Source organism: Roseateles sp. GW821-FHT09H10 (assembly GCF_059415865.1).
Genome location: NZ_JBWKOB010000002.1, coordinates 827,716 through 850,024, shown reverse-complemented (window position 1 = coordinate 850,024; position 22,309 = coordinate 827,716). Strand labels below are relative to the sequence as shown.

The following is a 22,309-nucleotide window of genomic DNA, read 5'->3' as shown; positions in this document are numbered from 1 at the left end:
GAGTTGGCTTGATTGCGTATTTTCATGCGTCGATTGCCTACCTACATTGGCTCCATCGCAACACCCTTTCTGGAGATCCCTCATGGCTTCCTCGACCTCACTCGGCCTGCTGCTGCTGCGCCTGTCCCTGGGCCTGATGTACCTGGCGCACGCCAGCCTCAAGCTGTTCGTCTTCACCCTGCCCGGCACGGCTCAGTTCTTTGCCGGCCAGGGTCTGCCGGGCGAGCTGGCCTATGCCGTTGTCGCGGCTGAAGCCATTGGCGGCGCGCTGCTGCTGCTCGGCATCTACCCGCGCCAGATCGCGCTGGCCGGGGTGCCCATCCTGCTCGGCGCGGCCTGGGTGCATCTGCCCAATGGCTGGGTCTTCAATGCACCGGGTGGCGGCTGGGAGTACCCGGTCTTCCTGGCCGCGATGTCGGTCGTGCTGTGGCTCGCCGGCGATGGCGCCGCGACCCTCAAGCGCAGCGAGCGCTTCACGCCGGGAGTCGCCGCATGAGCTCGCTGACCCTGATCAGCCATGCCCTCTGCCCTTATGTCCAACGCGCTGCCATCGTGCTGAAGGAGAAGGGCGTGGCCTTTGAACGCCTGGATGTGGACCTGTCCAACAAGCCCGCCTGGTTCCAGCGCCTGTCGCCGCTGGGCAAGACGCCGGTGCTGAGCGTCGGCGGCGAGGCCTTGTTCGAGTCCGCCGTCATTTGCGAGTACCTCGACGAGACCGAGGCGCCGCGCCTGCACCCGGCCGAGCCGCTGGCGCGGGGCCGCGAGCGGGCCTGGATGGAGTTCGGCTCGGCCGTGCTGAGCGGCATCGCGGTGCTCTACAGCGCGGGTGATGACGAGGCGCTGGGCAAGGCCTATGGCGCACTGCGTTTGCGCTTCGAACAGCTGGAAGCTGTGTTGGGCGAGGGGCCTTGGTTTGCCGGCCGCCGCTTCGGCCTCGTCGATGCCGTCTTCGGCCCGGTGTTCCGCTACTTCGAGGTCATTCCGCCCGAAAGCCTGTTCGACGGCCTGCCGCGCGTGCAGGCCTGGCGTGAAGCCCTGGCCGGCCGGCCTTCGGTGCGCGAGGCGGTGGCGGCGGGTTATGCGCAGAGGCTGCGGGGCTTTCTGCTCGAGCGCGGCAGCGCGTTGACGCGGCGCCTGGTCGACTTGGACTGAGCGCGACGCATGCGCCACAACGCCAGGCCGAAGACGACGAGCCGACTGCCAAGGCCGGCACCAAAGTGGCTGCGTAGGTGCAGCCATCGGCAGATGTGTGCTTCAGGCTGTGAGCTGCCATGCGCGGCGGGCCTGACCGCCGCCAGCTACCGACCCGTTGCAGACTTCCGTTTCGGCTGAATCGCTGCCCGTCAGCCCCGTCAGCTCCTCCGACGATTCCTCATAGCAAACATCAGACCCAAGCCGGCGCAGAGCAGGGCTTGGGGCGCAACCTCAGGAACTGCGCTCACCCTGAAGCCAAGGTCCATCTCGTCAAATCGATTCCAGGTGTCGTTGGATCCTTGCCATTCTTCGCCGAGTGGCATTGGGGCGCCCCATGGCATGTTTGCCGAGAACCAGTCAGGTGAGCCAATTGTGAAACCGTACGTGCCCGCAGGGATTGTCCAGTTCAAGCCATCAATGCCTACCCACTCGAAGGGGAAGGCCGTGGGCCAGGGAACGGCTTTCTGCGCACTGAAGAGGACCTGACCGGTGGGCGAACCCGCGTGCAACGACACCTCCAAAGTGCCACCTCCGAACACGACCATGAAGCCTTCGATTGCCGAGATAGTCGTCGATGCACTGACCGTGAACGACCCGCCAGTACTCACGGTTCCGCCTAACACGGATCCAAGGGGCGAAGACGTGGATCCAACGCCCGTGTTAGCCGGTTGACCCGTGTCCACGACGTACACCGCGTTCGCGGCGCCGGCAAAACTGAGTAGCAAGGCCAGCGCACCACAGCTCTTGACCGCAAACCCGTTCATTGCATTTCTCCCTGCGATTTTTTTTGAGGCACGCAGGATACGAGGCAGTCGAGCCAGGGCATCCCACGCACCCCCCTGACTCGGGTGTTCGCAGCGCGCGCCGGCTCAATGCGACGCAGTGGGCGCTTTCTCTGCATAGAGGACGCCGCACAGTCCGGTGCCTCTGCTCAGCCTCCCGAGATGCGTTGACTCGCTGACGAGGTTACGGACGTGCAGCGCGAACGCCCCACCTCTGCGCGGGCCTGAACAAGGCCCTTCCCAGATGCCGCGCCACCTGCCCCATGGCCTGCTGGCCCTTGGCGCAGGCCATGCCCTCGCCGTAGAGGATGACCGTCGCGTCGTGCAGGCCGCCTTGCGCCCAGGCCAGGGCCGCGGCGAAGACCTCGTCGGCGACGCCGTCGCGCCTCTCGGTGAGGGAGGCCATGCCCTCCAGGTTCAGCAGCACGAAACCCTGGCCGACACCACGTCGCAGCCACAGGTTCTCCACCTCGCGCAGGCGGCTCGCGATGGTGTCCACGGACAGGCTGCGCCCGTCGCAGGCCAGCGGCAGCTGCCAGAGGTCCTGGCCCTCGGCCACATGCTCGGGCGCGCCGAACCAGGCCGTGGCCGACATCTCGATGTTGTCGGGCGCGTCAACGGGCCACTGCACCCGCGGACCCGCGGCGCAGGCCGGCGTGCCCAGGATCAGCAGCCCCGAGGGCATGTCGCAGGCCAGGGCCCGGCGCAGCGACTCGCGCTCCCGGCACAGCACGATGGGCAGGTGGTTGTAGAGCCCGTCCAGCGCCGCGGCGCCCTGGCGGGCATAGGCGTCGGATCTCGGCTTCATGCCGGCCCATTCGACAAAGCCGGCCCGCAGCAATTCCAGCGGCAGGGAGCCGCGGCTCGCCCGCAGGTCCTCGCCGGTGGCATCGACCAGATAGGGCAGGCGGTGGCTGAGGACTGCGCGGGCGGCGCCCGAAACGGCGGCCAGGAAGAGGTCGGGGGCGTTCATCAGCAGCGCGGCTTCCAGCGCAGGGCCTGGACCGGCCTGCCGCTCGAAGCTTCCGTCAGCACCAGGGCGACCTCGCGGGCGCCCTCCAGCTCGCCTTCATAGTCCAGCCGCAGGGACATGCCCGGCGGCAGCCTGAAGGGCTTGAGCTTGCGGTAGTCGCGCACGACGAAATCGTGCTTGAGCGTCAGGCCGGCGTTCTCGCCGGCCCCCACATAGCTGCTCAGGCCGTTCTCGCTGGCCGCCCAGTAGCCCGCCAGCTCCAGCGGCGCGGCGGCCTGCGAGGCGATGCGCGCGAAGAGCCGCGGGCCCTCCGCCTGCAGCTCCATCTCGACGCCGGCATCCGCGGTGGCCGGGACGGGCGGCCGCGTGCGGTCGCGGCCGTTGACCAGCACCTGGGGCGTGTAGATGGCGGAGGCCCCGCTTTGCGCCAGCACCTCCCTCTGCCGCCGCGTGTAGGCCGCGCTGGAATAGCGGTCCTTCCAGCGCTTGTCGTCGAAGTAGTCGACGTGGAAGGCGAGCGGCAGCACGGAGGCATCGCCCGCCAGCGTCGACAGCCAGGCCTCGATGGGCGGGCAGGAGCTGCACTTCTCCGAGGTGTAGGTCTCGACGACCGTGGGCGGCGTGCCGCTGGCCTTGACAGCGCAGGACGCCGGCGCCGCCACGGCCGGCACGGCGGCCAGGGCGAGCACCAGCGCGATCGCCAACCGGCCTTCAGAAACGGTAGGTCGCGTTGACATAGGCCAGCCTTCCGCGCGGGTCGTACAGCGACACGTCGTAGCCGTACTGGAACTGGTTGCTGACGAAGATATAGGGCGGCGGGTCGCTGTCGAGCAGGTTCTTCACGCCCACCGCCAGCTGCAGGCCGCGCCAGCCCTTCCAGCTGACTTGCGCGTCGTAGATGGCCCGGCTCGGCACGCGGTGGGCATTGCCATTCAGGTCGTCGCCGTCGCGGTAGCCGCGGTAGTAGTTCTGCACCAGCGTGGCCGACCACGGTCCCTGCGTCCAGGTCGCGCTCAGCGTGTGCTTCCAGCGCAGCACCACGCCGCCGCCGTTGGCCCCGAGCACGGGCGAGCCGTCGCTCTCCACCGTCGTGCCCACCTTGTGCGACAGGAAGCCGCCGGCGCTGGCCTCGTCGAACTTGCTCATGTAGGTGCCGACGAGGTTCACGTCCAGGCGGCCGAAGGCATAGGTGTCGCGCCACAGCAGGTCGACGTCGACGCCCGACAGCCGCGCGTCGCCGGCATTGGCCAGGGCCGTGGTGATCTGCTGGATCTCGTTGGCCGGGCTCACCTTGACCAGGCCGGCATAGGCCGGGTCGCCGCGCCGGAAGCCCGACACCACCTCCTGCGCCGAGGGGATGTTGATGATGTCCTTGAGGCGGATCTGGAAGAAGTCCACCGTGGCGGAGAACTCGCGCAGGGGCGACAGCACGAAGCCGATCTGGCGCTGGCGCGACTTCTCCGGCTTCAGGCCGGGATTGCCACCCGACAGCGCATTCACCTGCAGGTCGGTCTGGCCCGTGGCGGGGTCGTCGAACTGCTCGGAGGAGCCCAGGGTCTGCGGCGTCCACAGGTCCACCAGCGTGGGTGCCCGGAAGCCCGTGCCGGCCGAGGCGCGCAGCATCAGGCCGTCCGCCGCCCGCCAGCGCAGGCTGCCCTTGTGGTTGGTGGACGAGCCGACATCGTTGTAGCGGTCGCTGCGCGCCTCGATTGACGCCTCCAGCGACTTGAACACGGGCACGTTGAGTTCGCCGAACAGGGCCTTCACGGTGCGCTTGCGGTCGATGGGGGCGACCGAGCCGCCCAGGCCGGCGATGTCGCCGCTGAAGAGGGCCTCGGACGGGTCGGTCTTGTAGGCCTCCTTGCGGACCTGGAAGCCGAGGGCGTACTGCACCGCGCCGGCGGGCAGCTTGAAGGCCGGGCCGGTGACCTTGCCGTCCACCACATCGGTCTTGGCCAGGCCGTTCAGGGTCTGGCCGGTGTAGGCGGTGGCCTTGAGCTTGTCGACCAGCTGCTGCGACTGCTGGCCTCCCGCCGCCCAGGGGTTCCACAGGTTGTTGTTGGCGGGATCGTTGATGACCGCCGCATAGCCGACCTGCGAGAAATAGCCGTTGACCGCCTGGCCCTTGAGCTTGCTCTCGTTGTGCGAGGCGGCCAGCTCGTAGTCGTGCTCGCCGACATGGCCGTTGGCGCCGACGGTCAAGCGGGTCTGGGTGCTGGTGTCGTTGTTGATGCGGTTGCCCAGGGCCGATTCGCGCACCGTGACGGCCAGCGGCTTGCCGATCAGGTCGGTGAGGCCGCGGGCCTGCAGATAGGCGGTCGGGTAGTTGGGGTTGCCGGGCAGCATCAGCAGGGCCGGGTCCACGTGGCGCTGGCCGAACAGGTTGTCGGTCTCCAGGAAGGAGGCGCGGATGGGGCTGGCCTGGAAGCTCTGCGTGACCTTGCTCTCGCCCCACAGCACATCGGCGAACACCTCGAGGTTGTCGCTCGCCTTCCAGGCCAGGTTGGCGGTGAGGTTCTTCAGCTCGCGGGTGGGGATGAGGCCTACATAGGGGGCGCTGTCGAAGGAGCAGACCGGGGCGCCCTGGAAGCCGCCTGCGCTGCGCTTGATCATGCCGATGCTCGCGCATTCGACCGGGCTGCCGTAGCCGCTGTTGGGCGAGCGGAAGAAGCGCGGGCCGGGCGTGGCCTCGACCTCCAGCAGCGTCTTGCCCGGGATCCAGGCGCCTTCGATATTGCCCTGGCCCGTGGCGCCGTTGGCGTAGAGGGGCGGCACGTTGCCGCTGCGCGAGAACTCGCGGTCGCGGCCGAACAGCGCGTCCTCCTTCTCGTAGGCCGCCGAGACGACGATGCTGTAGCGGTCCGCCTCCAGGTCGCCGATGCCGGCGACGACGGAGGCCTTCCTGTTCTTGCCGCCGCCGTCGCGCGTCGGCGCGCCGGCCGACAGACCGACCTGCACGCCGTCGAAGGACTTGGTCAGGATGAAGTTGACGACACCGGCGACGGCGTCGCTGCCATAGACGCCCGAGGCGCCGTCCTTCAGGATCTCGACGCGCTCGATGGCGGCCAGCGGGATGGTGTTGACGTTGACCGAGGCCTGGGCGCCGCCCGGGAAGGGCGCCAGGCGCCGGCCGTTGACCAGCACCAGGGTGCGGTCGGCGCTGAGGCCGCGCAGCGAGACTGAGGACAGGCCGCCGGTCGACGAGCCGGCGCCCATGGCATTGGTGGTGGAGCCCATGCCGGAGGCGGCCGAGATGGCCGACAGCAGCTGCTCCGTGCTGGTGGCGCCGGTGCGCGAGATGTCGGCCTTGGTGATGACCTGCACGGGCAGGGCGGTCTCGGAATCCACGCGCTTGATGGAGGAGCCGGTGATGAGCACCCGCTCGAGCTGCTGCCCTGGCGGCTCCGCCGTCTGCGCCAGCGCGCTGGCACAGGCCGTGAAGGTGAACAGGCCCCGCACGAGCAGGGCGATGGGTTGGAGTTGGTATTTCATGGCTGTTGCGTCTTCTCGAACAGTGATGACGCAGCCAGTCTCAGACGCCACCCGCACAGCGGACAGAGCCACTTCCCAAGCACTCACTTGGAACCAATTGAAGCCGATAGCAGCCTCACGCCAACCGCCCGCATCGCCTAAGGCGCCAGCGGGACGCTGCGGCCTGCCTCAGGCGCGGGCGCGCTTCAGCGTGGCGCCGCCCACCACCTCGGCCAGGCACTCGCCCAGCATCGCGGTGGCCGCATTGATCTGGGCCACGGACAGCGAGGCAAAGCCCATCAGCAGCCCCGGATGGCGGGGCTTGCGCGTGTAGTGATGCTCGACCGGATGCAGGCCCAGGCCGCGCGACGTGGCGAGGTCGATGAGGGCGGCCAACTGGCCGTCGCCGAGGCGGGGGAACCAGCAGATCAGATGCATGCCGCCGCCGCTGTCGTCGATCTGGACGAGGCTGCCGCAATGGGCCTGCAGGCCGGCCAGCAGCGCGCGCCGGCGCTTCTTGAGCTCGACGCTGGCGCGCTTGAGATGGCGCACATAGGCGCCACTGGCGATGAGCCGGGCCACCGCCGCCTGTTCGATGGCGCTGCAGCGCATGTCCGCCAGCATCTTGGACTTGATGAAGTCGCGGCGCAGCGGCTCGGGGGCGATGACAAAGCCCAGGCGGATCGACGGCAGCAGCGTCTTGGTGAACGTGCCGACGTAGAGCACCCGGGCGTTGCTGTCCAGCGAGTGCAGCGCAGGCGGCGGGCGGCCGTCGAACTTGAACTCGCCGTCGTAGTCGTCCTCCATGATCCAGAAGCCCTGGGCGGCGGCGCGCTCCAGCAGGGCGACGCGGCGCTGCAGCGACATCACGCGCCCGGACGGGAACTGGTGCGAGGGCGTCACATAGGCCAGCTTGACGGCATCGGCCGGCATGGCGTCCACGGCCATGCCTTCATCGTCGACCGGCACATGCTGCACGACGGCGCCATGGGCCGTGAAGGCCTGGGTCGCCAGCTGGTAGTGAGGCTCCTCCAGCACCACGCGGTCGCCCTCGTCGAGCAGGATGCGGGCGGCCAGGGAGATGGCCTGCTGGGTGCCGTTGACGATGACGACGTCGGCCGCCGTGCAGCGGATGCCGCGGTACTTGCCCAGGTGGTCGGCGATCTGAGTGCGCAGCTCCAGCAGGCCCTGGGCCGGTGCGCCATGCACGCCGGTGCGCTGGGCGGCGTAGATCAGCGCCCGCTTCCAGATGGTGAAGATGGCGACGTCCACCATGGGCTCGCCGTACTGCAGATTCCAGCGCAGCCCGTCCTCGCGCTTCTCCAGCGTGATGGGCGGCAGCTGCCTCACGCGGCCGGCATAGCGGCTTTGGGCCTCCACGGGCAGGGGCGCGGGCAGCATCTGCTGCCGGGCCGGGCGGGCCGTGACCTGGGTGCCCGACCCCGATCTCGCCACGGCCAGCTGCTCGGCGCACAAGGCCTCATAGGCCGCCATGACGGTGTTGCGCGAGACGCCCAGCTTGGCGGCCAGTTCGCGCGTCGACGGCAGGCGGGAGCCGACCGCCAGGCGGCCGTCCTGTATGCCCTGCTTCAGGGCCCGCAGCACTTGCGCCTGCAGATCGCCCACCCCGTCCAACGCGAGAAACATCCTGCTTTACTCCAGCCGGCCTGGCGCTGCCGCACGAGGGGCATCGCCGTGTCGGGAGAGGGTAGCAGGGTGGGTGGTGCGAGACCGGGCCTTGGGGCCTAGGGCTTTGTCACTGGAGGTGCCGAGTTCGCCTTGGCGGCCAAGGCAGTGGCTGCGGATGTCACGATCAACGCAAGCAGCGTGCCGAGCACGCCGCGAACGCCCCCCGTCATGCTGGCCGATGCCACCGCATCGAAGGCGGTGACCCGCTGCAGCATGGTCCACACAAAAAAGGCCAGCGGCGGGATGAACATGCGCAAGTAGTCGGCCTTTACCCAGGGTGCCTGACTGCTGGCGTTTCTTGCCAAGGCGTAGAGGGCCATGCTGAAGAGGATCAAGACACAGAACGCAATCTTCAGCGCGCCGGGTTCCGTGATGGAGGTCTGCCCGTTCTCCACCTTTGTGGCGTAGCCGATGACGATGGCGTGTGCCGCAAGGATCTCGGCTGGAACGAGAGCCGCCAGGGCGTCCAGCACGGCGCTGAGACCCGGTGGGTCCGTGGTGGTGCTCCGGTTTGCGGGGGCAGCCACCCGCAGCGCGGTCAGGCGGGCATAGAGGATGGTGCTCATTGGTCCTGCGTGCCGGCGAGTTGCAGCAGCTCCGCCAGCGTGGTCCTGAACGCATTGCGCCGGTTGCCTTCCAGCAGCGACACGCTGGACCAGCGCACCAGGTTCCACAGCGTGTCCATGACGACCCGGCTGCCGACGCGGCCGAGATGGCGGCCCTGGTGCTGGGCCAAGGCTTCGACCAGCACGTAGAACCACAGCGGCGTGCTGTCGGCAAAGGGCAGGGCCTTGGCGCGCATGTTGTCGTCGGGCAGGGCCGCAAGCAGGGCGTTGCCCTGCAGCGGCGCCTCGCCCAGCCGCCGGGCCAGCGCCTGGCCGGTGGGCAGGCCGACGCGGTAGCCGCGCTTGAGGTTGCGGGCCGCGAGCTTGGGCGCCAGATTGCCCTCCAGCACGGTGCCGTCCTCGCGCCTGAGCTTGAACAGGAAGCTGGTCAGCCGGGGATCGATGGGGTGGGCGTTCTGCGGTGCGGCACCACCGCCCATCGGAGCAATGCGCTCCCATTCCACGATCCAGTTGTCGGGCAGGGTGTCGAAATTGCCGCCCAGCCCGCCGCTCAAGGCGGTGAAGGTGAACAGCAGGTCCAGGCTCGCCGGGATGCCGCCCGGCTGGGTGTTGAAGTTGAGGTTGAAGTCATAGCTCGTGCGGACCATGGAGTGGCCGAAGCGATAGGCCGCGAAAGCGAACTCGGCCGGCATGAAGAGCTGGGTGGCAGCGCCCACCTGCCACTTCGGGCCGTTCGTCATGACATCCTGATGGATGGCGGGATCGCAGATGCGGCTGGCGAAGTCGTCCAGCACGACGGACTGGTAGCGCAGGATCATCTCGTCGCGCGCCTGGTCGAAGTTGCTGCCCTTTTTCACCAGTGCGTTGTGGGCCTTCAGGAAGGCCGTGTGCAGCTGCGCAATGATGGTGTTCTCGTCGTTGCGAGGGTCGCCGATGATGGCCGCCCGGTCTTCCTTGGCGTTGTTCGGGTCGTCGTCCCGCGCCTGCCGGGGCAGATCGTTCAGGTCGCCCTTGCCAGGGGGGCGCCGGAAGGGGTGTCCGTTCTGGCCGGTGGGCGTCACCGGGCCCACGCGCAGGCGGTCCTTGTTGTCCTGGTCGCGGGGCACGCCGAGGAAATAGACGCTGTCCAGCTCGGTCGCGGCCGTGCGGCTGTTGGGCAGGGAGGCGGCGTCGATGACGGGAAAGTCGTCCCGCTCCAGCAGGGCGACGGCGCCCGAGCCCTCGTCCAGCGTGATGTCGTGGTCCAGGAACTGGCCGAAGTAGGTGTAGACGGCGGGGATGCCGCTGTCGCCAGCCGTGTCGCTTTGCATCGTTTCGGCGAGCTCGGTCAGCTGCCTGAGGGTGTCGGGGCCGACCGGCAGCCGCTCGGCGTCGTCATAGGCGAACAGATAGCCGAAGCGCTCGCTGGTCGCATCGGCCTTGGCGGCCGCCTTGTCGCGCTTGGTCGCCTCGGCCATGCCCTTGCGCAGGCGAGCCGCCCTGGGGTTGCCTACATTGCCGTGGCCGCGTCTTTCCATCGTCATGACTCACCTCCGCTGAACTGAAGCGTCACGGTAAGCCGGCTTCAGCCAGGGCGCTGCATCAATTCTGTGGAGGTCTCAGCAGTCTTTGCGAGGTGCCGGCGCCGCTGGCCACAATGGCGTCATGAGCCTCCCCCGCCGCCTCTTCCTTGCCGCCGCCCTCGTTTCGACGCTGGCCGCGGCCCAGCCCGCCTATTTCCCGCCGCGCGGCGACTGGGCGCGTGCCGAGCCGGCCGCCGCGGGCCTGGACGCCGGCAAGCTCGCCGAGGCCATCGCCTACGCGCAGGCTCACGACAACCCGGCGCCGCGCGACCAGGGCCTGGCGCTGGCGCAGAGCTTCGGCAGGAACGAGCCCTTCTACGGTGGCCAGATCGGCCCGACGCGCGAGCGCGCGGCCATCAACGGCCTCGTCATCCGGCGCGGCAAGGTGGTGGCCGAATGGGGCGACACGCGGCGCGTGGACATGTCGCACAGCATCACCAAGACCTTTCTGTCGACCGTCGTCGGCCTGGCCTGGCAGCAGGGGCTCATCAAGAGCACGGACGAGCGCGCGGCCGAGGCCATGCCGCCCGGCGTCGACCTGTTCACGTCGGCCAAGAACGCCCCCATCACCTGGGAGCATCTGCTGCGCCAGACCAGCGACTGGCAGGGCACGCTCTGGGGCAAGCCCGACTGGGCCGACCGCCCCGTCGGCAAGACGCCTGAGGACTGGCCCAACCGCCCGCAGTACGCGCCGGGCACGCACTACAAGTACAACGATGTGCGCGTCAACGTGCTGGCCCTGGCCGCCCTGCAGGTCTGGCGCCGGCCGCTGCCCGAGGTGCTGCGCGAGCGCGTCATGGACCCCATTGGCGCGTCCAGCCGCTGGCGCTGGCATGGCTATGACAACTCGTGGGTGGAGCTGGATGGCCAGCGCATGCAGTCGGTCTCGGGCGGCGGCCACTGGGGCGGCGGCATGTTCATCGACGCCTGGGACATGGCGCGCTTCGGCTATCTGCATCTGCGCCAGGGCGAATGGGCCGGCCGCCAGATCGTCTCGCGCGACTGGATCGCCAAGGCCCGCGCGCCCGGGCCGGCCAACGACGAGTACGGCTACTGCAACTGGTTCCTGAACACCGGCCGCAAGGCCCTGCCCGCCGCGCCCGAGAGCAGCGTGACCTTCCGCGGCAATGGCCAGAACATCATCTACATCGACTGGGAGAACGATGTCGTCGTGGTGGTGCGCTGGATCGACAACGGGCCGGCGCTGAACGAGTTCATCGGGAAGCTGCTGGCGGCGGTGAAGCGCTAGGCGGCGCGGCTGCGGACCTCAATCCAGGAAGGTCCAGGTGTCCGCCCCATCGAAGCGCCGCACCTGCACGCCCTCCAGCAGCCGGGGATCGAAGTTGTTCAGGTTGACGCCGTGCCGGGTGCCGGCCTCGGGGCCGAGGGGCTCCCAGTGCGTCGAGCAGCCGCAATGGGCGCAGCGGATATTGCGCAGCGTCTTGTCGCCCCAGATGTACTCGGCCGTGTGCTCGGGATGGCCCTCGACCTTCACGGTGCCGAACTCGTAGTAGGCCCAACGTCCGCCCAGGCGGCGGCAGAGGGAGCAGTTGCACTGGGTCGCCTTCTCCGGCGCGAAGGGCAGGGTGAGGCGCACGGCGCCGCAGTGGCAACTGCCCTGCAGCAGGGCTGAACGGTCGTCCGCGGCGCTCATGCCTGCTCCCGCAGTTGGGCCAGGCCGGCCAGGGCGCGCTCCGTCGATGCCGTCAACGGGTCGTTCAGCCGGCGGCGAATGACGAGCGCTTCCTCGAACTTCAGCTGGGCCTCATCCATCTCACCCTGCTCCACCAGGCTGCGGCCCCAGTGCTGCAGCACGAAGGACTGCAGGCGGACCCAGCCACCCGCGCGCGACAGCGCCAGGGCCTTGGCGAAAACGGATTCGGCTTCGGAGCGCCGGCCGTTGTACTGCAGGGCCGTGGCATAGGTATTCCAGAACCAGCCTGATTCCTCCGAGGAGGAAAACTGCTCGGCGCGCTCCAGCTGGGCCTGCAGCAGGGGCAGGGCCTCGGCCTCGCGGCGGGCCGTCGTCAACAGGCCGGCCAGGTCGCCGGTGAGGTCGACGATGGCCAGCTCGTCGCCGCCGGCCTGCAGGGCCTGCGTCAGCCGGGCCTGCTTTTCGGCGATGCCAGCCTCGAGGGCCGTGGCGTCGGGCGCGGTGAATCTTTGGAATTCCATGGCGGCATCGATTTGTCCCTGTGACCCGACGATAGCCGTTAGCGGTAACTGTCGAAAGCCGGGCGAGCCAGGGCGGCCAGCATGGCCACGCCGGTGTAGTGGCCGACCAGCTGCGTGATCTCGATCAGTGCGGCCTCGTCGAAGTGCTGGCGCAGGCCGGCCCAGGTCGCGTCGTCGACGTCCAGGCGCTGCACGAGGCCGTCGACGAGTTGCAGCACGGCCAGCAGCTCGGGCGTCCACAGCGCCGCGTCGGGCGCGGCTGCGCGCAGGTCGGCGATCTGCGCGTCGCTGAGGCCCATGCGCCGCGAGATCGTCTGCTCGTGCAGATGGAACTCGTAGTCGCAGCGGGCCATGGCGCAGGTGCGCAGGATGACGGCCTCGCGCAGCAGAGGCGCCAGGCGCCGGCGATCGGCCAGGCCCGTGGGGCCGAGCAGGCCGCTGTCCACCATCTCCTTGAACAGCTCGCCATGGCGGGCCACGGTCAGGAAGATCTGCGGCGGCGGCATGCCGGCGGGCAGCAGGCGGCCCATGCGCTCGGCCAGATCGGGCGCCAGTGGCAGGGTTTGTGGAGCGATGCGAGGAGCCGTGGAAGTGTTCATGCTTCGAAATCAGAAGCGTTGCGATGGACGGACTCTAGCCGCAGTTGCTTCTAAAATCAAAGCATGACGACCAAACGCCTCGAGAAGCTGGTGGCGGCCGGGCAGCCGGCCTCGGGCAAGGACGCGATCAATGCGGCGCTGGAGCTCTTCAACCGCCGCTGGACGCTGCGCATCCTGTGGGAGCTGCGCGGCGCGGACGCGAGCCTGAACTTCCGCGCCCTGCAGTCAGCCTGCGGCGACCTGTCGGCCTCGGTGCTGAACCAGCGCCTGGCGGAATTGCGCGAGGCCCTGCTCATCGAGCATGACGCGGGCAGCGGCTACCGCTTGGCGACCCAGGGGCGCTCGCTGTTGGTGGCCATCGAGCCCCTGCTGCAATGGGCGCCGCGCTGGGCGCGCGAGGTGCAGCATGCGAGCAAAGAGAGCCAGCATGGCCATTGACGGCGCAGGCCTTCTGAATGGTGATGTGGCACATGACCTCTATCACCGCGTGCTGGACCTGTATGACGCCAATACGCCCGTAGACCTCATCCGGCGGGAGATGGCAGAGAGGGCAGAAGGCGCAGTGGATGCGCTGGATCTGGAGTGCATGCTGGCCGCGATCGTCAAGGCGCTCTGGGAGATCGGGCATCTCGACAATGCTCTCGTCCAGCGGCTGGAGGCGGTTGTGGAGGGCGGGGAAAGCCGGGCGATATGGCTGGAGGAAGATCCTTCGGGCGCTCTGGCGGGCGAGCGACATCGGGTGCTTGGGCGCCTGCTGCGGCAGGTTGGCAAACCGAAGGCAAAGCCCCGGTCACGTCGCCGGTATCCGGTTGTCAGGAAACGGCTGTTCGAGTTGGGCGACTGCCTGGAGCTACCGACGGCGGCCCGAACCTATCGCGCGATCGTGGGCGAAATTAGTCAATACCGCGGGCGGTGCGAATACGTCGTGATCGTGATGGCCGACATGTGCGACTCGACACTGGCGTCGTTTCGACTCGGCAAGTATTTCGGGCAGCATGTCCCGTTGTTCGAGGTGGGGGACCAAGCTGGCCCGGCGGTGATCCGCCTGGATCACGCCATGTTGCTCAGGGAGCTCAACCCCTTCAACGTTGTCGGTCGGCTGGATCTGGCAACCGAGCGCTACTCACCGGGCAGTTGGGGCGGTGTTCTGGCCGTTCAGGACGTGATCGACCAGTTCGAGCTGACACTGAACAGCGGTGAAGCGGTGTTCGGCATGTCGCGTCAGCCCTTGGCCTACCTGCTGCGGAGCTGAACGTGCTTCAGGCGGGCACTCGCACGGCCAGTCGCGCCTTTTCGATGGCCGCGATCAGCGCCTCTTCCGAATAGGGCTTGCCCAGCAGCTGGGTCACGCCGGCGGCCTGGGCTTCGGCCTGCTTGTCGTCCGACGAGGTGATCATCAGCACGGGCAGTTCGGCCGTGACCGCGGCGGCGCGCACCTGGCGGGTCAGCTCGAAGCCGTCGATGCCGGGCATCTCGACGTCGGTGATGAGCACATGGGGGCGCTCGGCGGCCATCAGCTCCAGGGCCTGTTCGCCGCTCTCGGCCAGGGCGACGCGGTAGGTCTGGCCGGTCAGCAGCCGGCTGATCTTGACGCGCACGATCTTGGAGTCGTCGGCGACCAGGACCAGGGTCTCGTCGGCACGCAGCTCGCGGGTGGATTGGGCCGCGGCAGCGATGGCGGCCGCCTCGGCAGCGGCTCGCTGCGCTGCTTCGCGCGCCTCCAGCTCCTCGGCCTGGCGCCGGGCGACAGCCGCGCGCTCGGCTTCGGCCTGCTCGGCGGCCAGGCGCTGGGCCTCGGCTTCGCGGGCGACGCGCTCGGCTTCCTGGCGTTCCAGCTCGGCGGCCTGTTCGCGGGCCAGGCGCTCGGCCTCGGCTTTCCGCCGGGCTTCCAGCTCGGCCAGGCGGCGGACTTCAGCCTCGCGAGCGGCGGCCTCCTCGGCCAGGCGCTGGGCTTCGGCGCGTTCCTGGGCGAGGCGCTCGGCTTCGGCGGCCTCGGCCGCTTCCCGGGCGGCCCTCTCCTCGGCTTCGCGGGCCAGGCGTTCGGCTTCAAGGCGCTCGGCCTCGGCGCGTTCTTCGGCCAGGCGGCGCGCCTCGGCGGCCTCGCGCGCTGCCTGAGCCTGGGCTTCCCGGCGGGCCGCTTCCTCGCGCTCGACGCGGGCCCGCTCGGCCTCCAGCTGCTCTTCCTCGGCGCGCTGCCGGCCCAGGCGCTGGGCCACGGCCACCTCCACTTCGCGCAGGGCCTGGGCGTCGGCTTCCTGGCGCGCGGCCATCTCGGCCGAGACATGCTGGGCCCGGGCCGCGTGGGCGGCCTGCTCCGCCAGCATGTGCTCGGCTTCGCGGCGCTGGGCGTCGGCGCGGGCCTTGTGCTGGCGGCGCCAGCCGAGCCAGATCAGGAACAGCACGACGGCAACGGCCGCGGCGGCCAGGGTCCAGGTCAACAGCTCATTCATCTTTCGGGGGGCGTGCGGGACTACAAAGTCTCACATCATCGGGCCAGTGAGTGTCCGCTTCGCGAACGGGCCTTTTCGATGGTGGGCCAGGCGGCGTCGTTTGTCACGCCGCGGCGGCAGTTCTCAGCGCTGTGGCGGCGGCAGGACGCTGGCCGTCCGGGTCGCGCTGTCGGCCGCATCGTCCTCACCGGGCACGAAAAGCGTCAGCACGCAAGCCAGTACCGACACGACGAGGGTGACGGTGAACTTGAAGCGGGGTGACGTGGCCATGGCTGCATGGTCGGCCATGTCGCCCGGCCGCGCTCCCCCTAACTCGCTGGTAAATGCTGACGACGTATTGGCAGCAGTCAGCGCTGGCCGAAGGCGCGCCGGTACTGCCCCGGCGTGGTGCCGGTGGCCGCCTTGAAGCGCTGGCTCAGATGACTCGCCCCGGCATAGCCGCAGGCGGCGGCGATGTCGGCCAGGGGCAGGGCCGTCTCGCGCAGCTGCGCACGGGCGCGGTCCAGCCGGCGGGCGGCCACCCAGTCGTGCACGGTGCAGCCCATGGACGCGCGGAACATGCGGGCGAAGTGGAACTCGGACAGATGGGCCAGGGCGGCCAGCCGGGGCAGGCTCAGCGACGCGCTGTCGAGATGGGCGTCGATGAAGCCCAGCACGCGCCGCCGTGCCGGGCCTGACAGGCCGCCCACGGAGCGTCCCTCGCGCTCGGCCCGTTGGCGCTGCCGGGGCTGGGCGGCCTGCAGCGTGAGGTGGTCGAGGGCGGCCTGGCTGAGCGCATCGATGCGCAGGCGCTCGGCCGGGTCCTGCCAGTCCAGGGCCGCGACCTGCTGGCCCCAGGCGGCCAGGGTGGTGTCGGCGCCGAAGATGCGCTGCTCCAGCGTGATGGCGCGGGGCTCGGCATCCAGCAGCCGCACGGCGCGGTCGGCCCAGGCATCGGCGGACAGGTAGAGGTGGACGAAGCGCAGCGGCCCGGCCACGTTCCAGTGCGATTCGTGCTCGGCTGGCAGGATGCAGTGGCAGCCCGGCGAGCCGGTCTCGCGCGGCGTCTCGATGAGGTGGGTGGCATGGCCGCCCTGCAGATAGACCGACAGCGTGTGATGGCCCGGGCGCTGGTAGTCCATGCGGCCGCCGTCGTTGTGCCACTGCACCAGGCGCAGGCCGTCCGTCAGTGCGACCTCGCGTTCCCGGCGCGCATTGGAGCGGCCCAGCACGTCGAAGACGGGCTGGTCAGCGGTGGCGCCGGCGGTCAGGGAAACCATGCGGTGATGCTAGTGCGGCAGCCCTTTTCCGTGCCGTGATGGGGTTGACGATGCGCAGGAATCTGCAATCGCGCCGCCGTCGGTTCGGCCATGCTGGCGGCATGAATGCCCTGCTGTATGTGCTCGTCGTGCTGATCTGGGGGACGACCTGGATCGCCCTGAAATGGCAACTGGGCCCGGTGCCCATCGCCCTGTCCATCGCCTACCGCTTCGGCATGGCGGCCCTGCTGCTGTTCGCCTGGCTGGCCTGGCGGCGCCAGCTCGTCCTGCCACGTGGGCGAGCGCTCACCTGGGTGCTGGCCCAAGGGCTGTGCCTGTTCTGCCTGAACTTCGTCTGCTTCCTGAACGCCAGCCAGACCCTGGCCAGCGGCCTGGTGGCCGTGGTGTTCTCCAGTGCGGCGCTGTGGAATGCGCTGCTGGCGCGTCTGGTGCATGGCCGCGCCATCGCGCCCCAGGTGCTGGCCGGCGGGGCCCTGGGCCTGACCGGGCTGGTGCTGCTGTTCTGGCCTGAGATCGCCAGCCAGCAGGCCAGCGCCGGCACGCTGACCGGCCTGGCCTGGGCCCTGGGCGGGACCCTGTGCTTCTCGACCGGCAATCTGCTGTCGGCGGCCCTGCAAGGCCAGGGGTTGAAGCCGGTGCAGACCAATGCCTGGGGCATGGCCGTCGGCACGTCCTTGCTGATGGGCTATGCGCTGTTGGCCGGCGTGCCATTCGCCTTCGACACCAGCGCCCGCTATGTCGGTGCCCTGCTCTATCTCGCCATCCCGGGTTCGGTCATCGGCTTCACGGCCTATCTGACCCTGGTCGGCAGGCTTGGCCCGGAGCGGGCCGCCTACAGCACGGTGCTGTTCCCGGTCGTCGCGTTGAACGTGTCGGCCTGGGTGGAGGGCTACCAGTGGACGGCGCCGGCCCTGGCGGGCCTGGCCTTCGTGATGGCCGGCAATGTGCTGGTCTTCAGGAAGAAGACGGCCGCCGCTTCTCCAGCAGCGCCATCGCCTCGCCCACCAGCCCGCGCCTGAATGCCAGCACGCAGACGATGAAGATCAGCCCGGTGACGAGGCTGACGGATTCGCCCAGGCCGTTGAACCAGGCCACGCCGGTGGTGTCGGCCAGCAGCTTGCCGAAGTCGCCGATCTTGTTCTCCAGCGCGATGATGACCAGGGCGCCGACCATGGGCCCGACCAGCGTGCCCATGCCGCCCACCAGGGTCATCAGGATGACGAGGCCGGAGGTGGTCCAGATCGCGTCGGTCAGCGTCGCGAAGCCCAGCATCAGGGTCTTGGTGGCGCCGGCCAGGCCGGCCAGGCCGGCCGACAGCACGAAGGCCAGCAGCTTGAAGTGGGCGGTGTCGTAGCCCAGGGACGTGGCGCGGGCCTCGTTCTCGCGGATGGAGGTCAGCACCTGGCCGAAGGGCGAGTGGACGACGCGGTAGATCAGCCAGAAGGCGGCGATGAAGATGCCGAGCACGACGTAGTACAGCGTCAGGTCGTTGGTGAGGTCCAGCCCCAGGAAGCTGCCGCGCGGCACCGACTGCAGCCCGTCCTCCCCGCCGGTGAAGGGCGCCTGCAGGAAGAAGAAGTACAGCATCTGGGCCAGGGCCAGCGTGATCATCGAGAAATAGATGCCCGAGCGGCGGATGGCCAGCAGGCCGAACACCAGGCCCACGCCGGCCGCCGCGAGGGCGCCGACGATGAGGCCGACCGGCGTCGGCAGGCCCCAGACCTTGAGCGCATGGCCGCAGACATAGGCCGCCGTGCCGAGGAAGGCCGCGTGGCCGAAGGACAGCAGGCCCGTGAAGCCCACCAGCAGGTTGAAGGCACAGGCGAACATGGCGTAGCACAGCACCTTCATGACGAAGATGGGGTACACGCCCAGCGCCGGCAGCAGCGCGATGCCGATGAAGAGGGCCACGTAGCCGAGGAGCTTCTTGTCCATCACTTCTCTTTCCCGAACAAACCGGCCGGGCGGACAAGCAGCACGATGGCCATGACGACGAAGACGACGGTGTTGGAGGCCTCGGGATAGAAGACCTTGGTCAGGCCTTCGATCAGCCCCAGGCCCAGACCCGTGACGATGGAGCCGAGGATGGAGCCCATGCCGCCGATGACGACGACGGCGAACACCACGATGATGAGGTTGGACCCCATCAGGGCCGACACCTGCAGGATGGGCGCCGCCAGCACGCCGGCGAACGCCGCCAGCGCCACGCCGCCGGCATAGGTCAGCGTCACCATGGAGGGGACGTTGATGCCGAAGGCCTGCACGAGCTTGGGGTTCTCGGTGCCGGCGCGCAGCTTGGCGCCCAGCGAGGTCTTCTCGATCAGGGCCCAGACGGCGAAGCAGACCACCAGCGACGCGACGACGACCCAGGCCCGGTAGTTGGGCAGGATCATGAAGCCGAGGTTGGTGGCGCCCGTGAGCTGGTCAGGCACCGAATAGGGCTGGCCCGACACGCCGTAGAAGCTGCGGAACACGCCCTCGATGACCAGGGTGATGCCGAAGGTCAGCAGCAGGCCGTAGAGGTGGTCCAGCTTGTAGAGCCACTGCAGCATGGTGCGCTCGATGACGATGCCCAGCAGGCCGACGAGCAGCGGCGCCAGGCCCAGCATGACCCAGTAGTTCAGCCCCAGCAGGTCCATGCCCATCCACGCCAGGAAGGCGCCCATCATGTACAGCGCCCCATGGGCGAAGTTGATGATGTTGAGCATGCCGAAGATGACCGCCAGGCCCAGCGACAGCATCGCGTAGAACGAGCCGTTCACCAGGCCGAGCAGCAGCTGCCCCAGCAGGGCGGGCAGCGGGATACCGAACAGTTCCGTCATGTCTGGGCCAGCGGGCGGTTTACTTCTTCACCAAGGGGCACTTGCTGTCGGCCAGCTTGGTGTAAGCATCGTTGGCCGGGATGGTCTGCACCACGTTGTAGTAGTCCCAGGGTTCCTTGGACTCGGACTGCTTCTTGACCTGCATCAGGTACATGTCATAGCGCATGCGGCCGTCGGGGCCGATCTCGCCGTTCTTGGCGAAGAAGTCATTGACCTTGGTCGCCTTCATCTTGGCGATGACCTTGTCGGAGTCGTCGGTCTTGGCGGCGTCGACGGCCTTCAGGTAGTGGGTCACGGCCGAGTAGTCGGCGGCCTGCAGCATGGACGGCATGCGCTTCATCTTCTCGAAGAACTTGCGGCTCCAGGCGCGCGACTCGGGGCTCTGGTTCCAGTACCAGCCGTCGGTCAGGTACATGCCCTCGGTGGCCTTCAGGCCTAGGGAGTGCACGTCGTTGATGAACATCAGCAGGCCGGCCAGCTTCATCGTCTTGGTGATGCCGAACTCGTTGGCCGCCTTGATCGAGTTGATGGTGTCGCCGCCGGCATTGGCCAGGCCCAGGATCTGGGCGCCCGAGCCTTGCGCCTGCAGCAGGAAGCTGGAGAAGTCATTGGCCGACAGCGGGTGCTTGACCGAGCCGACGACCTTGCCGCCGGCCTTCTGCACGACGGCCGTCGTGTCGGCCTGCAGGCTGGCACCGAAGGCGTAGTCGGCGGTCAGGAAGTACCAGTTCTTGCCGCCGCTCTTCACCACCGCATTGCCGGTGCCGTTGGCCAGGGCCACGGTGTCGTAGGCGTAGTGCACGGTGTAGGGCGTGCAGTCTTCATTCGTCAGGCGGGCCGAGGCCGCGCCGATGGAGATGAAGAGGCGCTTCTTCTCGGCCGCGACCTTGGCCATGGCCAGGTTGGCGCCGGAGTTGGTGCCGCCGATCAGCAGGTCCAGGCCCTGGGTGTCCATCCACTCGCGCGCCTTGGCGGAGGCGACGTCGGCCTTGTTCTGGTGGTCGGCGAACAGCAGTTCGACCTTTTTGCCGGCGGCCATGCCCTTGAGGTCGGCGATGGCCATCTTGATGGCCTCGACACCGCCCTGGCCGTCGATGTCGGCATACAGGCCGGACATGTCCGTGATGATGCCGATCTTGATGGTGTCGCCCGAGATCTGGGCCTGAACGTGCATGGATGTGGCCAGGCCGCAGCTGGCGAGGGCGACGGCGGTGAGGGTCTTCTTCATGGTTGTCTCCAGTGAAAGGTCGGGTTAGACGCTGAGCAGCTCATCCATCCTGGCCTGGTGTACGGCCAAGTCGGCTGCAGGGAAGGACAGCACGACCTCGCCGTGCTCGATGACGATGAAATGGTCGGCCAGGGGCGCGGCGAAGCGGAAGTTCTGCTCCACCATGACGATGGTGAAGCCCTGGGCCTTCAGCGCGCGGATCATGCGCGCCAGGGCCTGGACGATGACGGGGGCCAGGCCTTCGGAGATCTCGTCCAGCAGCAGGATGTCGGCCCCCGTGCGCAGGATGCGCGCCACGGCCAGCATCTGCTGCTCGCCGCCGGAGAGGCGCGTGCCGGGGCTGTTCCTGCGCTCGGCGAGGTTGGGGAACATGGCGTAGATGTCTTGCTCGGACATCACCTTGCCGCGCTTGGATTTCAGCGGTGGCGGCAGGCGCAGGTTCTCTTCGGCGGTGAGGCTCGCGAAGATGCCGCGCTCTTCGGGGCAGTAGCCGATGCCGAGCTGGGCGATGCGGTGGGTCTGGAGGTTGATGGCCTCTTCGCCGTGGATCTTGATGGAGCCTTTTCTGGCGCCCGTCAGGCCGAGGATGGCGCGCAGCGTGGTGGTGCGGCCGGCGCCGTTGCGGCCGAGCAGGGTGACGACCTGGCCAGGCTGCACGCTCAGGTTGATGCCGTGCAGGATGTGGCTTTCGCCGTACCAGGCGTGGAGGTTCTGGATTTCGAGGGCGGGGGTGGCCGTCATCAATGCGCCCCCACCAATTCAGTCGCCTCGGTGCCCATATACGCCTCCAGCACCGCCGGATGCTTGGACACCGTCGCGTAGTCGCCCTCGGCCAGCACGGCGCCGCGGGCCAGCACGGTGATGCGGTCGGCGATGCTGGCCACCACCTTCATGTTGTGCTCCACCATCAGCACGGTGCGGCCCTCGGCCACGCGCTTGATCAATGCCGTCACGCGGTCGACGTCTTCATGGCCCATACCCTGCGTGGGCTCGTCCAGCAGCATCAGCTGGGGCTCCATGGCCATGGTGGTGGCGATCTCCAGCGCACGCTTGCGGCCATAGGGCAGGTCGGCGGCTTTCACGTTCGCCATGTCGCGCAGGTCGACGAGCTCCAGCAGGTCCAGCACCTTGGCGTCCAGCTTCTTCAGGCCGGACAGGCCCTTCCAGAAATGAAAGCTCGTGCCGGTGAAGCGCTGCAGGCCGATGCGCACGTTCTCGAGCACGGTCAGGTGCGGAAAGACGGCCGAGATCTGGAAGCTGCGGATGACACCGCGGCGGGCGATCTGGGCCGAGGTCTCGCCGGTGATGTCGTGGCCGGCAAACACGATGCGGCCTCGCGTCGGCGTCAGGAACTTGGTCAGCAGGTTGAAGCAGGTGGTCTTGCCGGCCCCATTGGGGCCGAGCAGGGCGTGGATATGGCCGCGCTGCACCTGCAGATTGACCGAGTCCACGGCGGTGAAGCCTTTGAACTCCTTGGTCAGGTCCTGGGTCTCGAGGATGAAATCGCTCATGGCGTCTCGGAGTGGATGCGCGACTCTA

At 68.6% G+C, this 22,309-nt stretch carries 23 protein-coding genes; 6 read left to right on the top strand and 17 right to left on the bottom strand.

Going from position 1 to position 22,309, the window contains the following annotated elements; genetic code table 11:
• Positions 1-82 precede the first annotated feature (82 nt).
• Together AC07OY_RS11840 and AC07OY_RS11835 are read left to right on the top strand one after the other, a co-directional pair.
• Positions 83-496 (top strand): DoxX family protein, encoded by a 414-nt coding sequence (locus tag AC07OY_RS11840; RefSeq protein ID WP_495042775.1) that lies wholly within the window; start codon positions 83-85, stop codon positions 494-496.
• Positions 493-1,152 (top strand): glutathione S-transferase family protein, encoded by a 660-nt coding sequence (locus AC07OY_RS11835; protein WP_495042774.1) that lies wholly within the window; start codon positions 493-495, stop codon positions 1,150-1,152. Before AC07OY_RS11840 ends, AC07OY_RS11835 begins: the two co-directional genes overlap by 4 nt.
• Before the next feature lie 1,008 nt (positions 1,153-2,160).
• On the opposite strand, the gene AC07OY_RS11830 is transcribed toward AC07OY_RS11835, so the two are convergent.
• The 6 genes from AC07OY_RS11830 to AC07OY_RS11805 all read right to left on the bottom strand — a co-directional run bounded on the left by AC07OY_RS11830 (position 2,161) and on the right by AC07OY_RS11805 (position 10,198).
• Positions 2,161-2,949 (bottom strand): hypothetical protein, encoded by a 789-nt coding sequence (locus AC07OY_RS11830; RefSeq protein WP_495042773.1) that lies wholly within the window; start codon positions 2,947-2,949, stop codon positions 2,161-2,163.
• Entirely contained in the window at positions 2,949-3,686 is a 738-nt protein-coding gene (locus AC07OY_RS11825) for a DUF1223 domain-containing protein (protein ID WP_495042772.1), read from the bottom strand. Before AC07OY_RS11825 ends, AC07OY_RS11830 begins: the two co-directional genes overlap by 1 nt.
• Positions 3,661-6,441, bottom strand: a complete 2,781-nt coding sequence (locus tag AC07OY_RS11820) for a TonB-dependent receptor (RefSeq protein ID WP_495042771.1) — start codon at positions 6,439-6,441, stop codon at positions 3,661-3,663. Before AC07OY_RS11820 ends, AC07OY_RS11825 begins: the two co-directional genes overlap by 26 nt.
• A 168-nt stretch (positions 6,442-6,609) precedes the next feature.
• Positions 6,610-8,067: a MocR-like pyridoxine biosynthesis transcription factor PdxR gene (gene pdxR / locus AC07OY_RS11815; protein WP_495042770.1), complete on the bottom strand. Its 1,458-nt coding sequence runs from the start codon at positions 8,065-8,067 to the stop codon at positions 6,610-6,612.
• A gap of 98 nt (positions 8,068-8,165) precedes the next feature.
• The gene (locus AC07OY_RS11810) at positions 8,166-8,675 is read right to left on the bottom strand and encodes a hypothetical protein (RefSeq protein ID WP_495042769.1); all 510 of its coding nucleotides are present in this window, start codon (positions 8,673-8,675) and stop codon (positions 8,166-8,168) included.
• Positions 8,672-10,198 (bottom strand): peroxidase family protein, encoded by a 1,527-nt coding sequence (locus tag AC07OY_RS11805; protein WP_495042768.1) that lies wholly within the window; start codon positions 10,196-10,198, stop codon positions 8,672-8,674. The genes AC07OY_RS11810 and AC07OY_RS11805 overlap by 4 nt, the downstream gene beginning before the upstream one ends.
• 121 nt (positions 10,199-10,319) lie before the next feature.
• Between AC07OY_RS11805 and AC07OY_RS11800 the strand changes: the two genes are divergently transcribed.
• The gene (locus AC07OY_RS11800) at positions 10,320-11,486 is read left to right on the top strand and encodes a serine hydrolase domain-containing protein (protein ID WP_495042767.1); all 1,167 of its coding nucleotides are present in this window, start codon (positions 10,320-10,322) and stop codon (positions 11,484-11,486) included.
• Positions 11,487-11,504: 18 nt separating this feature from the next.
• Here the strand turns inward: AC07OY_RS11800 and AC07OY_RS11795 are convergent, their stop codons facing one another.
• Genes AC07OY_RS11795 through AC07OY_RS11785 form a run of 3 tightly spaced genes read right to left on the bottom strand, consistent with a single transcriptional unit; the run spans position 11,505 to position 13,011 of the window.
• On the bottom strand, positions 11,505-11,891 hold the full coding sequence (locus tag AC07OY_RS11795) for a GFA family protein (protein ID WP_495042766.1): 387 nt from the start codon (positions 11,889-11,891) through the stop codon (positions 11,505-11,507).
• On the bottom strand, positions 11,888-12,412 hold the full coding sequence (locus AC07OY_RS11790; RefSeq protein ID WP_495042765.1) for a hypothetical protein: 525 nt from the start codon (positions 12,410-12,412) through the stop codon (positions 11,888-11,890). The genes AC07OY_RS11795 and AC07OY_RS11790 overlap by 4 nt, the downstream gene beginning before the upstream one ends.
• Before the next feature lie 38 nt (positions 12,413-12,450).
• On the bottom strand, positions 12,451-13,011 hold the full coding sequence (locus tag AC07OY_RS11785) for a carboxymuconolactone decarboxylase family protein (protein ID WP_495042764.1): 561 nt from the start codon (positions 13,009-13,011) through the stop codon (positions 12,451-12,453).
• A 63-nt stretch (positions 13,012-13,074) separates the two neighbouring features.
• On the opposite strand from AC07OY_RS11785, the gene AC07OY_RS11780 reads away from it, so the two are divergent.
• Both AC07OY_RS11780 and AC07OY_RS11775 read left to right on the top strand, forming a co-directional pair.
• Complete coding sequence (locus tag AC07OY_RS11780) at positions 13,075-13,449, top strand: winged helix-turn-helix transcriptional regulator (RefSeq protein WP_495042763.1); 375 nt, start codon at positions 13,075-13,077, stop codon at positions 13,447-13,449.
• Entirely contained in the window at positions 13,439-14,263 is an 825-nt protein-coding gene (locus AC07OY_RS11775) for a hypothetical protein (protein ID WP_495042762.1), read from the top strand. Before AC07OY_RS11780 ends, AC07OY_RS11775 begins: the two co-directional genes overlap by 11 nt.
• A gap of 7 nt (positions 14,264-14,270) precedes the next feature.
• On the opposite strand, the gene AC07OY_RS11770 is transcribed toward AC07OY_RS11775, so the two are convergent.
• The 3 genes from AC07OY_RS11770 to AC07OY_RS11760 all read right to left on the bottom strand — a co-directional run bounded on the left by AC07OY_RS11770 (position 14,271) and on the right by AC07OY_RS11760 (position 16,720).
• Positions 14,271-15,461 (bottom strand): response regulator, encoded by a 1,191-nt coding sequence (locus AC07OY_RS11770; protein ID WP_495042761.1) that lies wholly within the window; start codon positions 15,459-15,461, stop codon positions 14,271-14,273.
• Positions 15,462-15,584: 123 nt separating this feature from the next.
• A complete protein-coding gene (locus AC07OY_RS11765; RefSeq protein ID WP_495042760.1) occupies positions 15,585-15,731 on the bottom strand; it encodes a hypothetical protein in 147 nt (48 codons plus the stop codon).
• 77 nt (positions 15,732-15,808) lie between these two features.
• On the bottom strand, positions 15,809-16,720 hold the full coding sequence (locus AC07OY_RS11760; protein WP_495042759.1) for an AraC family transcriptional regulator: 912 nt from the start codon (positions 16,718-16,720) through the stop codon (positions 15,809-15,811).
• Positions 16,721-16,821: 101 nt separating this feature from the next.
• Between AC07OY_RS11760 and AC07OY_RS11755 the strand changes: the two genes are divergently transcribed.
• Complete coding sequence (locus AC07OY_RS11755) at positions 16,822-17,739, top strand: DMT family transporter (protein WP_495042758.1); 918 nt, start codon at positions 16,822-16,824, stop codon at positions 17,737-17,739.
• Here AC07OY_RS11755 and AC07OY_RS11750 read toward each other — a convergent pair.
• The 5 genes from AC07OY_RS11750 to AC07OY_RS11730 are packed head-to-tail and all read right to left on the bottom strand — an operon-like array spanning position 17,675 to position 22,281.
• Positions 17,675-18,655, bottom strand: a complete 981-nt coding sequence (locus AC07OY_RS11750; RefSeq protein ID WP_495042757.1) for a branched-chain amino acid ABC transporter permease — start codon at positions 18,653-18,655, stop codon at positions 17,675-17,677. The genes AC07OY_RS11755 and AC07OY_RS11750 overlap by 65 nt on opposite strands.
• Positions 18,655-19,542 carry a branched-chain amino acid ABC transporter permease gene (locus AC07OY_RS11745; RefSeq protein ID WP_495042756.1) on the bottom strand — a complete coding sequence of 296 codons (888 nt, stop codon included), beginning with the start codon at positions 19,540-19,542 and terminating at the stop codon, positions 18,655-18,657. Before AC07OY_RS11745 ends, AC07OY_RS11750 begins: the two co-directional genes overlap by 1 nt.
• 19 nt (positions 19,543-19,561) lie before the next feature.
• Positions 19,562-20,770: an ABC transporter substrate-binding protein gene (locus AC07OY_RS11740; RefSeq protein ID WP_495042755.1), complete on the bottom strand. Its 1,209-nt coding sequence runs from the start codon at positions 20,768-20,770 to the stop codon at positions 19,562-19,564.
• A gap of 24 nt (positions 20,771-20,794) precedes the next feature.
• The gene (locus AC07OY_RS11735; protein WP_495042754.1) at positions 20,795-21,511 is read right to left on the bottom strand and encodes an ABC transporter ATP-binding protein; all 717 of its coding nucleotides are present in this window, start codon (positions 21,509-21,511) and stop codon (positions 20,795-20,797) included.
• Positions 21,511-22,281: an ABC transporter ATP-binding protein gene (locus AC07OY_RS11730; protein ID WP_495042753.1), complete on the bottom strand. Its 771-nt coding sequence runs from the start codon at positions 22,279-22,281 to the stop codon at positions 21,511-21,513. The genes AC07OY_RS11735 and AC07OY_RS11730 overlap by 1 nt, the downstream gene beginning before the upstream one ends.
• Positions 22,282-22,309 lie beyond the last annotated feature (28 nt).

Bases quoted from the DNA above. Each gene is read 5' to 3' on its own strand.
- AC07OY_RS11745 (WP_495042756.1), bottom strand. From the start codon at position 19,542: ATGACGGAACTGTTCGGTATCCCGCTGCCCGCCCTGCTGGGGCAGCTG.
- AC07OY_RS11840 (WP_495042775.1), top strand. From the start codon at position 83: ATGGCTTCCTCGACCTCACTCGGCCTGCTGCTGCTGCGCCTGTCCCTG.
- AC07OY_RS11750 (WP_495042757.1), bottom strand. From the start codon at position 18,655: ATGGACAAGAAGCTCCTCGGCTACGTGGCCCTCTTCATCGGCATCGCG.
- AC07OY_RS11785 (WP_495042764.1), bottom strand. From the start codon at position 13,011: ATGAACACTTCCACGGCTCCTCGCATCGCTCCACAAACCCTGCCACTG.
- AC07OY_RS11765 (WP_495042760.1), bottom strand. From the start codon at position 15,731: ATGGCCACGTCACCCCGCTTCAAGTTCACCGTCACCCTCGTCGTGTCG.
- AC07OY_RS11770 (WP_495042761.1), bottom strand. From the start codon at position 15,461: ATGAATGAGCTGTTGACCTGGACCCTGGCCGCCGCGGCCGTTGCCGTC.
- AC07OY_RS11835 (WP_495042774.1), top strand. From the start codon at position 493: ATGAGCTCGCTGACCCTGATCAGCCATGCCCTCTGCCCTTATGTCCAA.
- AC07OY_RS11825 (WP_495042772.1), bottom strand. From the start codon at position 3,686: ATGTCAACGCGACCTACCGTTTCTGAAGGCCGGTTGGCGATCGCGCTG.
- AC07OY_RS11780 (WP_495042763.1), top strand. From the start codon at position 13,075: ATGACGACCAAACGCCTCGAGAAGCTGGTGGCGGCCGGGCAGCCGGCC.
- AC07OY_RS11810 (WP_495042769.1), bottom strand. From the start codon at position 8,675: ATGAGCACCATCCTCTATGCCCGCCTGACCGCGCTGCGGGTGGCTGCC.
- AC07OY_RS11830 (WP_495042773.1), bottom strand. From the start codon at position 2,949: ATGAACGCCCCCGACCTCTTCCTGGCCGCCGTTTCGGGCGCCGCCCGC.
- AC07OY_RS11800 (WP_495042767.1), top strand. From the start codon at position 10,320: ATGAGCCTCCCCCGCCGCCTCTTCCTTGCCGCCGCCCTCGTTTCGACG.
- AC07OY_RS11790 (WP_495042765.1), bottom strand. From the start codon at position 12,412: ATGGAATTCCAAAGATTCACCGCGCCCGACGCCACGGCCCTCGAGGCT.
- AC07OY_RS11760 (WP_495042759.1), bottom strand. From the start codon at position 16,720: ATGGTTTCCCTGACCGCCGGCGCCACCGCTGACCAGCCCGTCTTCGAC.
- AC07OY_RS11735 (WP_495042754.1), bottom strand. From the start codon at position 21,511: ATGACGGCCACCCCCGCCCTCGAAATCCAGAACCTCCACGCCTGGTAC.
- AC07OY_RS11795 (WP_495042766.1), bottom strand. From the start codon at position 11,891: ATGAGCGCCGCGGACGACCGTTCAGCCCTGCTGCAGGGCAGTTGCCAC.
- AC07OY_RS11805 (WP_495042768.1), bottom strand. From the start codon at position 10,198: ATGACGATGGAAAGACGCGGCCACGGCAATGTAGGCAACCCCAGGGCG.
- AC07OY_RS11820 (WP_495042771.1), bottom strand. From the start codon at position 6,441: ATGAAATACCAACTCCAACCCATCGCCCTGCTCGTGCGGGGCCTGTTC.
- AC07OY_RS11730 (WP_495042753.1), bottom strand. From the start codon at position 22,281: ATGAGCGATTTCATCCTCGAGACCCAGGACCTGACCAAGGAGTTCAAA.
- AC07OY_RS11775 (WP_495042762.1), top strand. From the start codon at position 13,439: ATGGCCATTGACGGCGCAGGCCTTCTGAATGGTGATGTGGCACATGAC.
- AC07OY_RS11740 (WP_495042755.1), bottom strand. From the start codon at position 20,770: ATGAAGAAGACCCTCACCGCCGTCGCCCTCGCCAGCTGCGGCCTGGCC.
- AC07OY_RS11755 (WP_495042758.1), top strand. From the start codon at position 16,822: ATGAATGCCCTGCTGTATGTGCTCGTCGTGCTGATCTGGGGGACGACC.
- pdxR (WP_495042770.1), bottom strand. From the start codon at position 8,067: ATGTTTCTCGCGTTGGACGGGGTGGGCGATCTGCAGGCGCAAGTGCTG.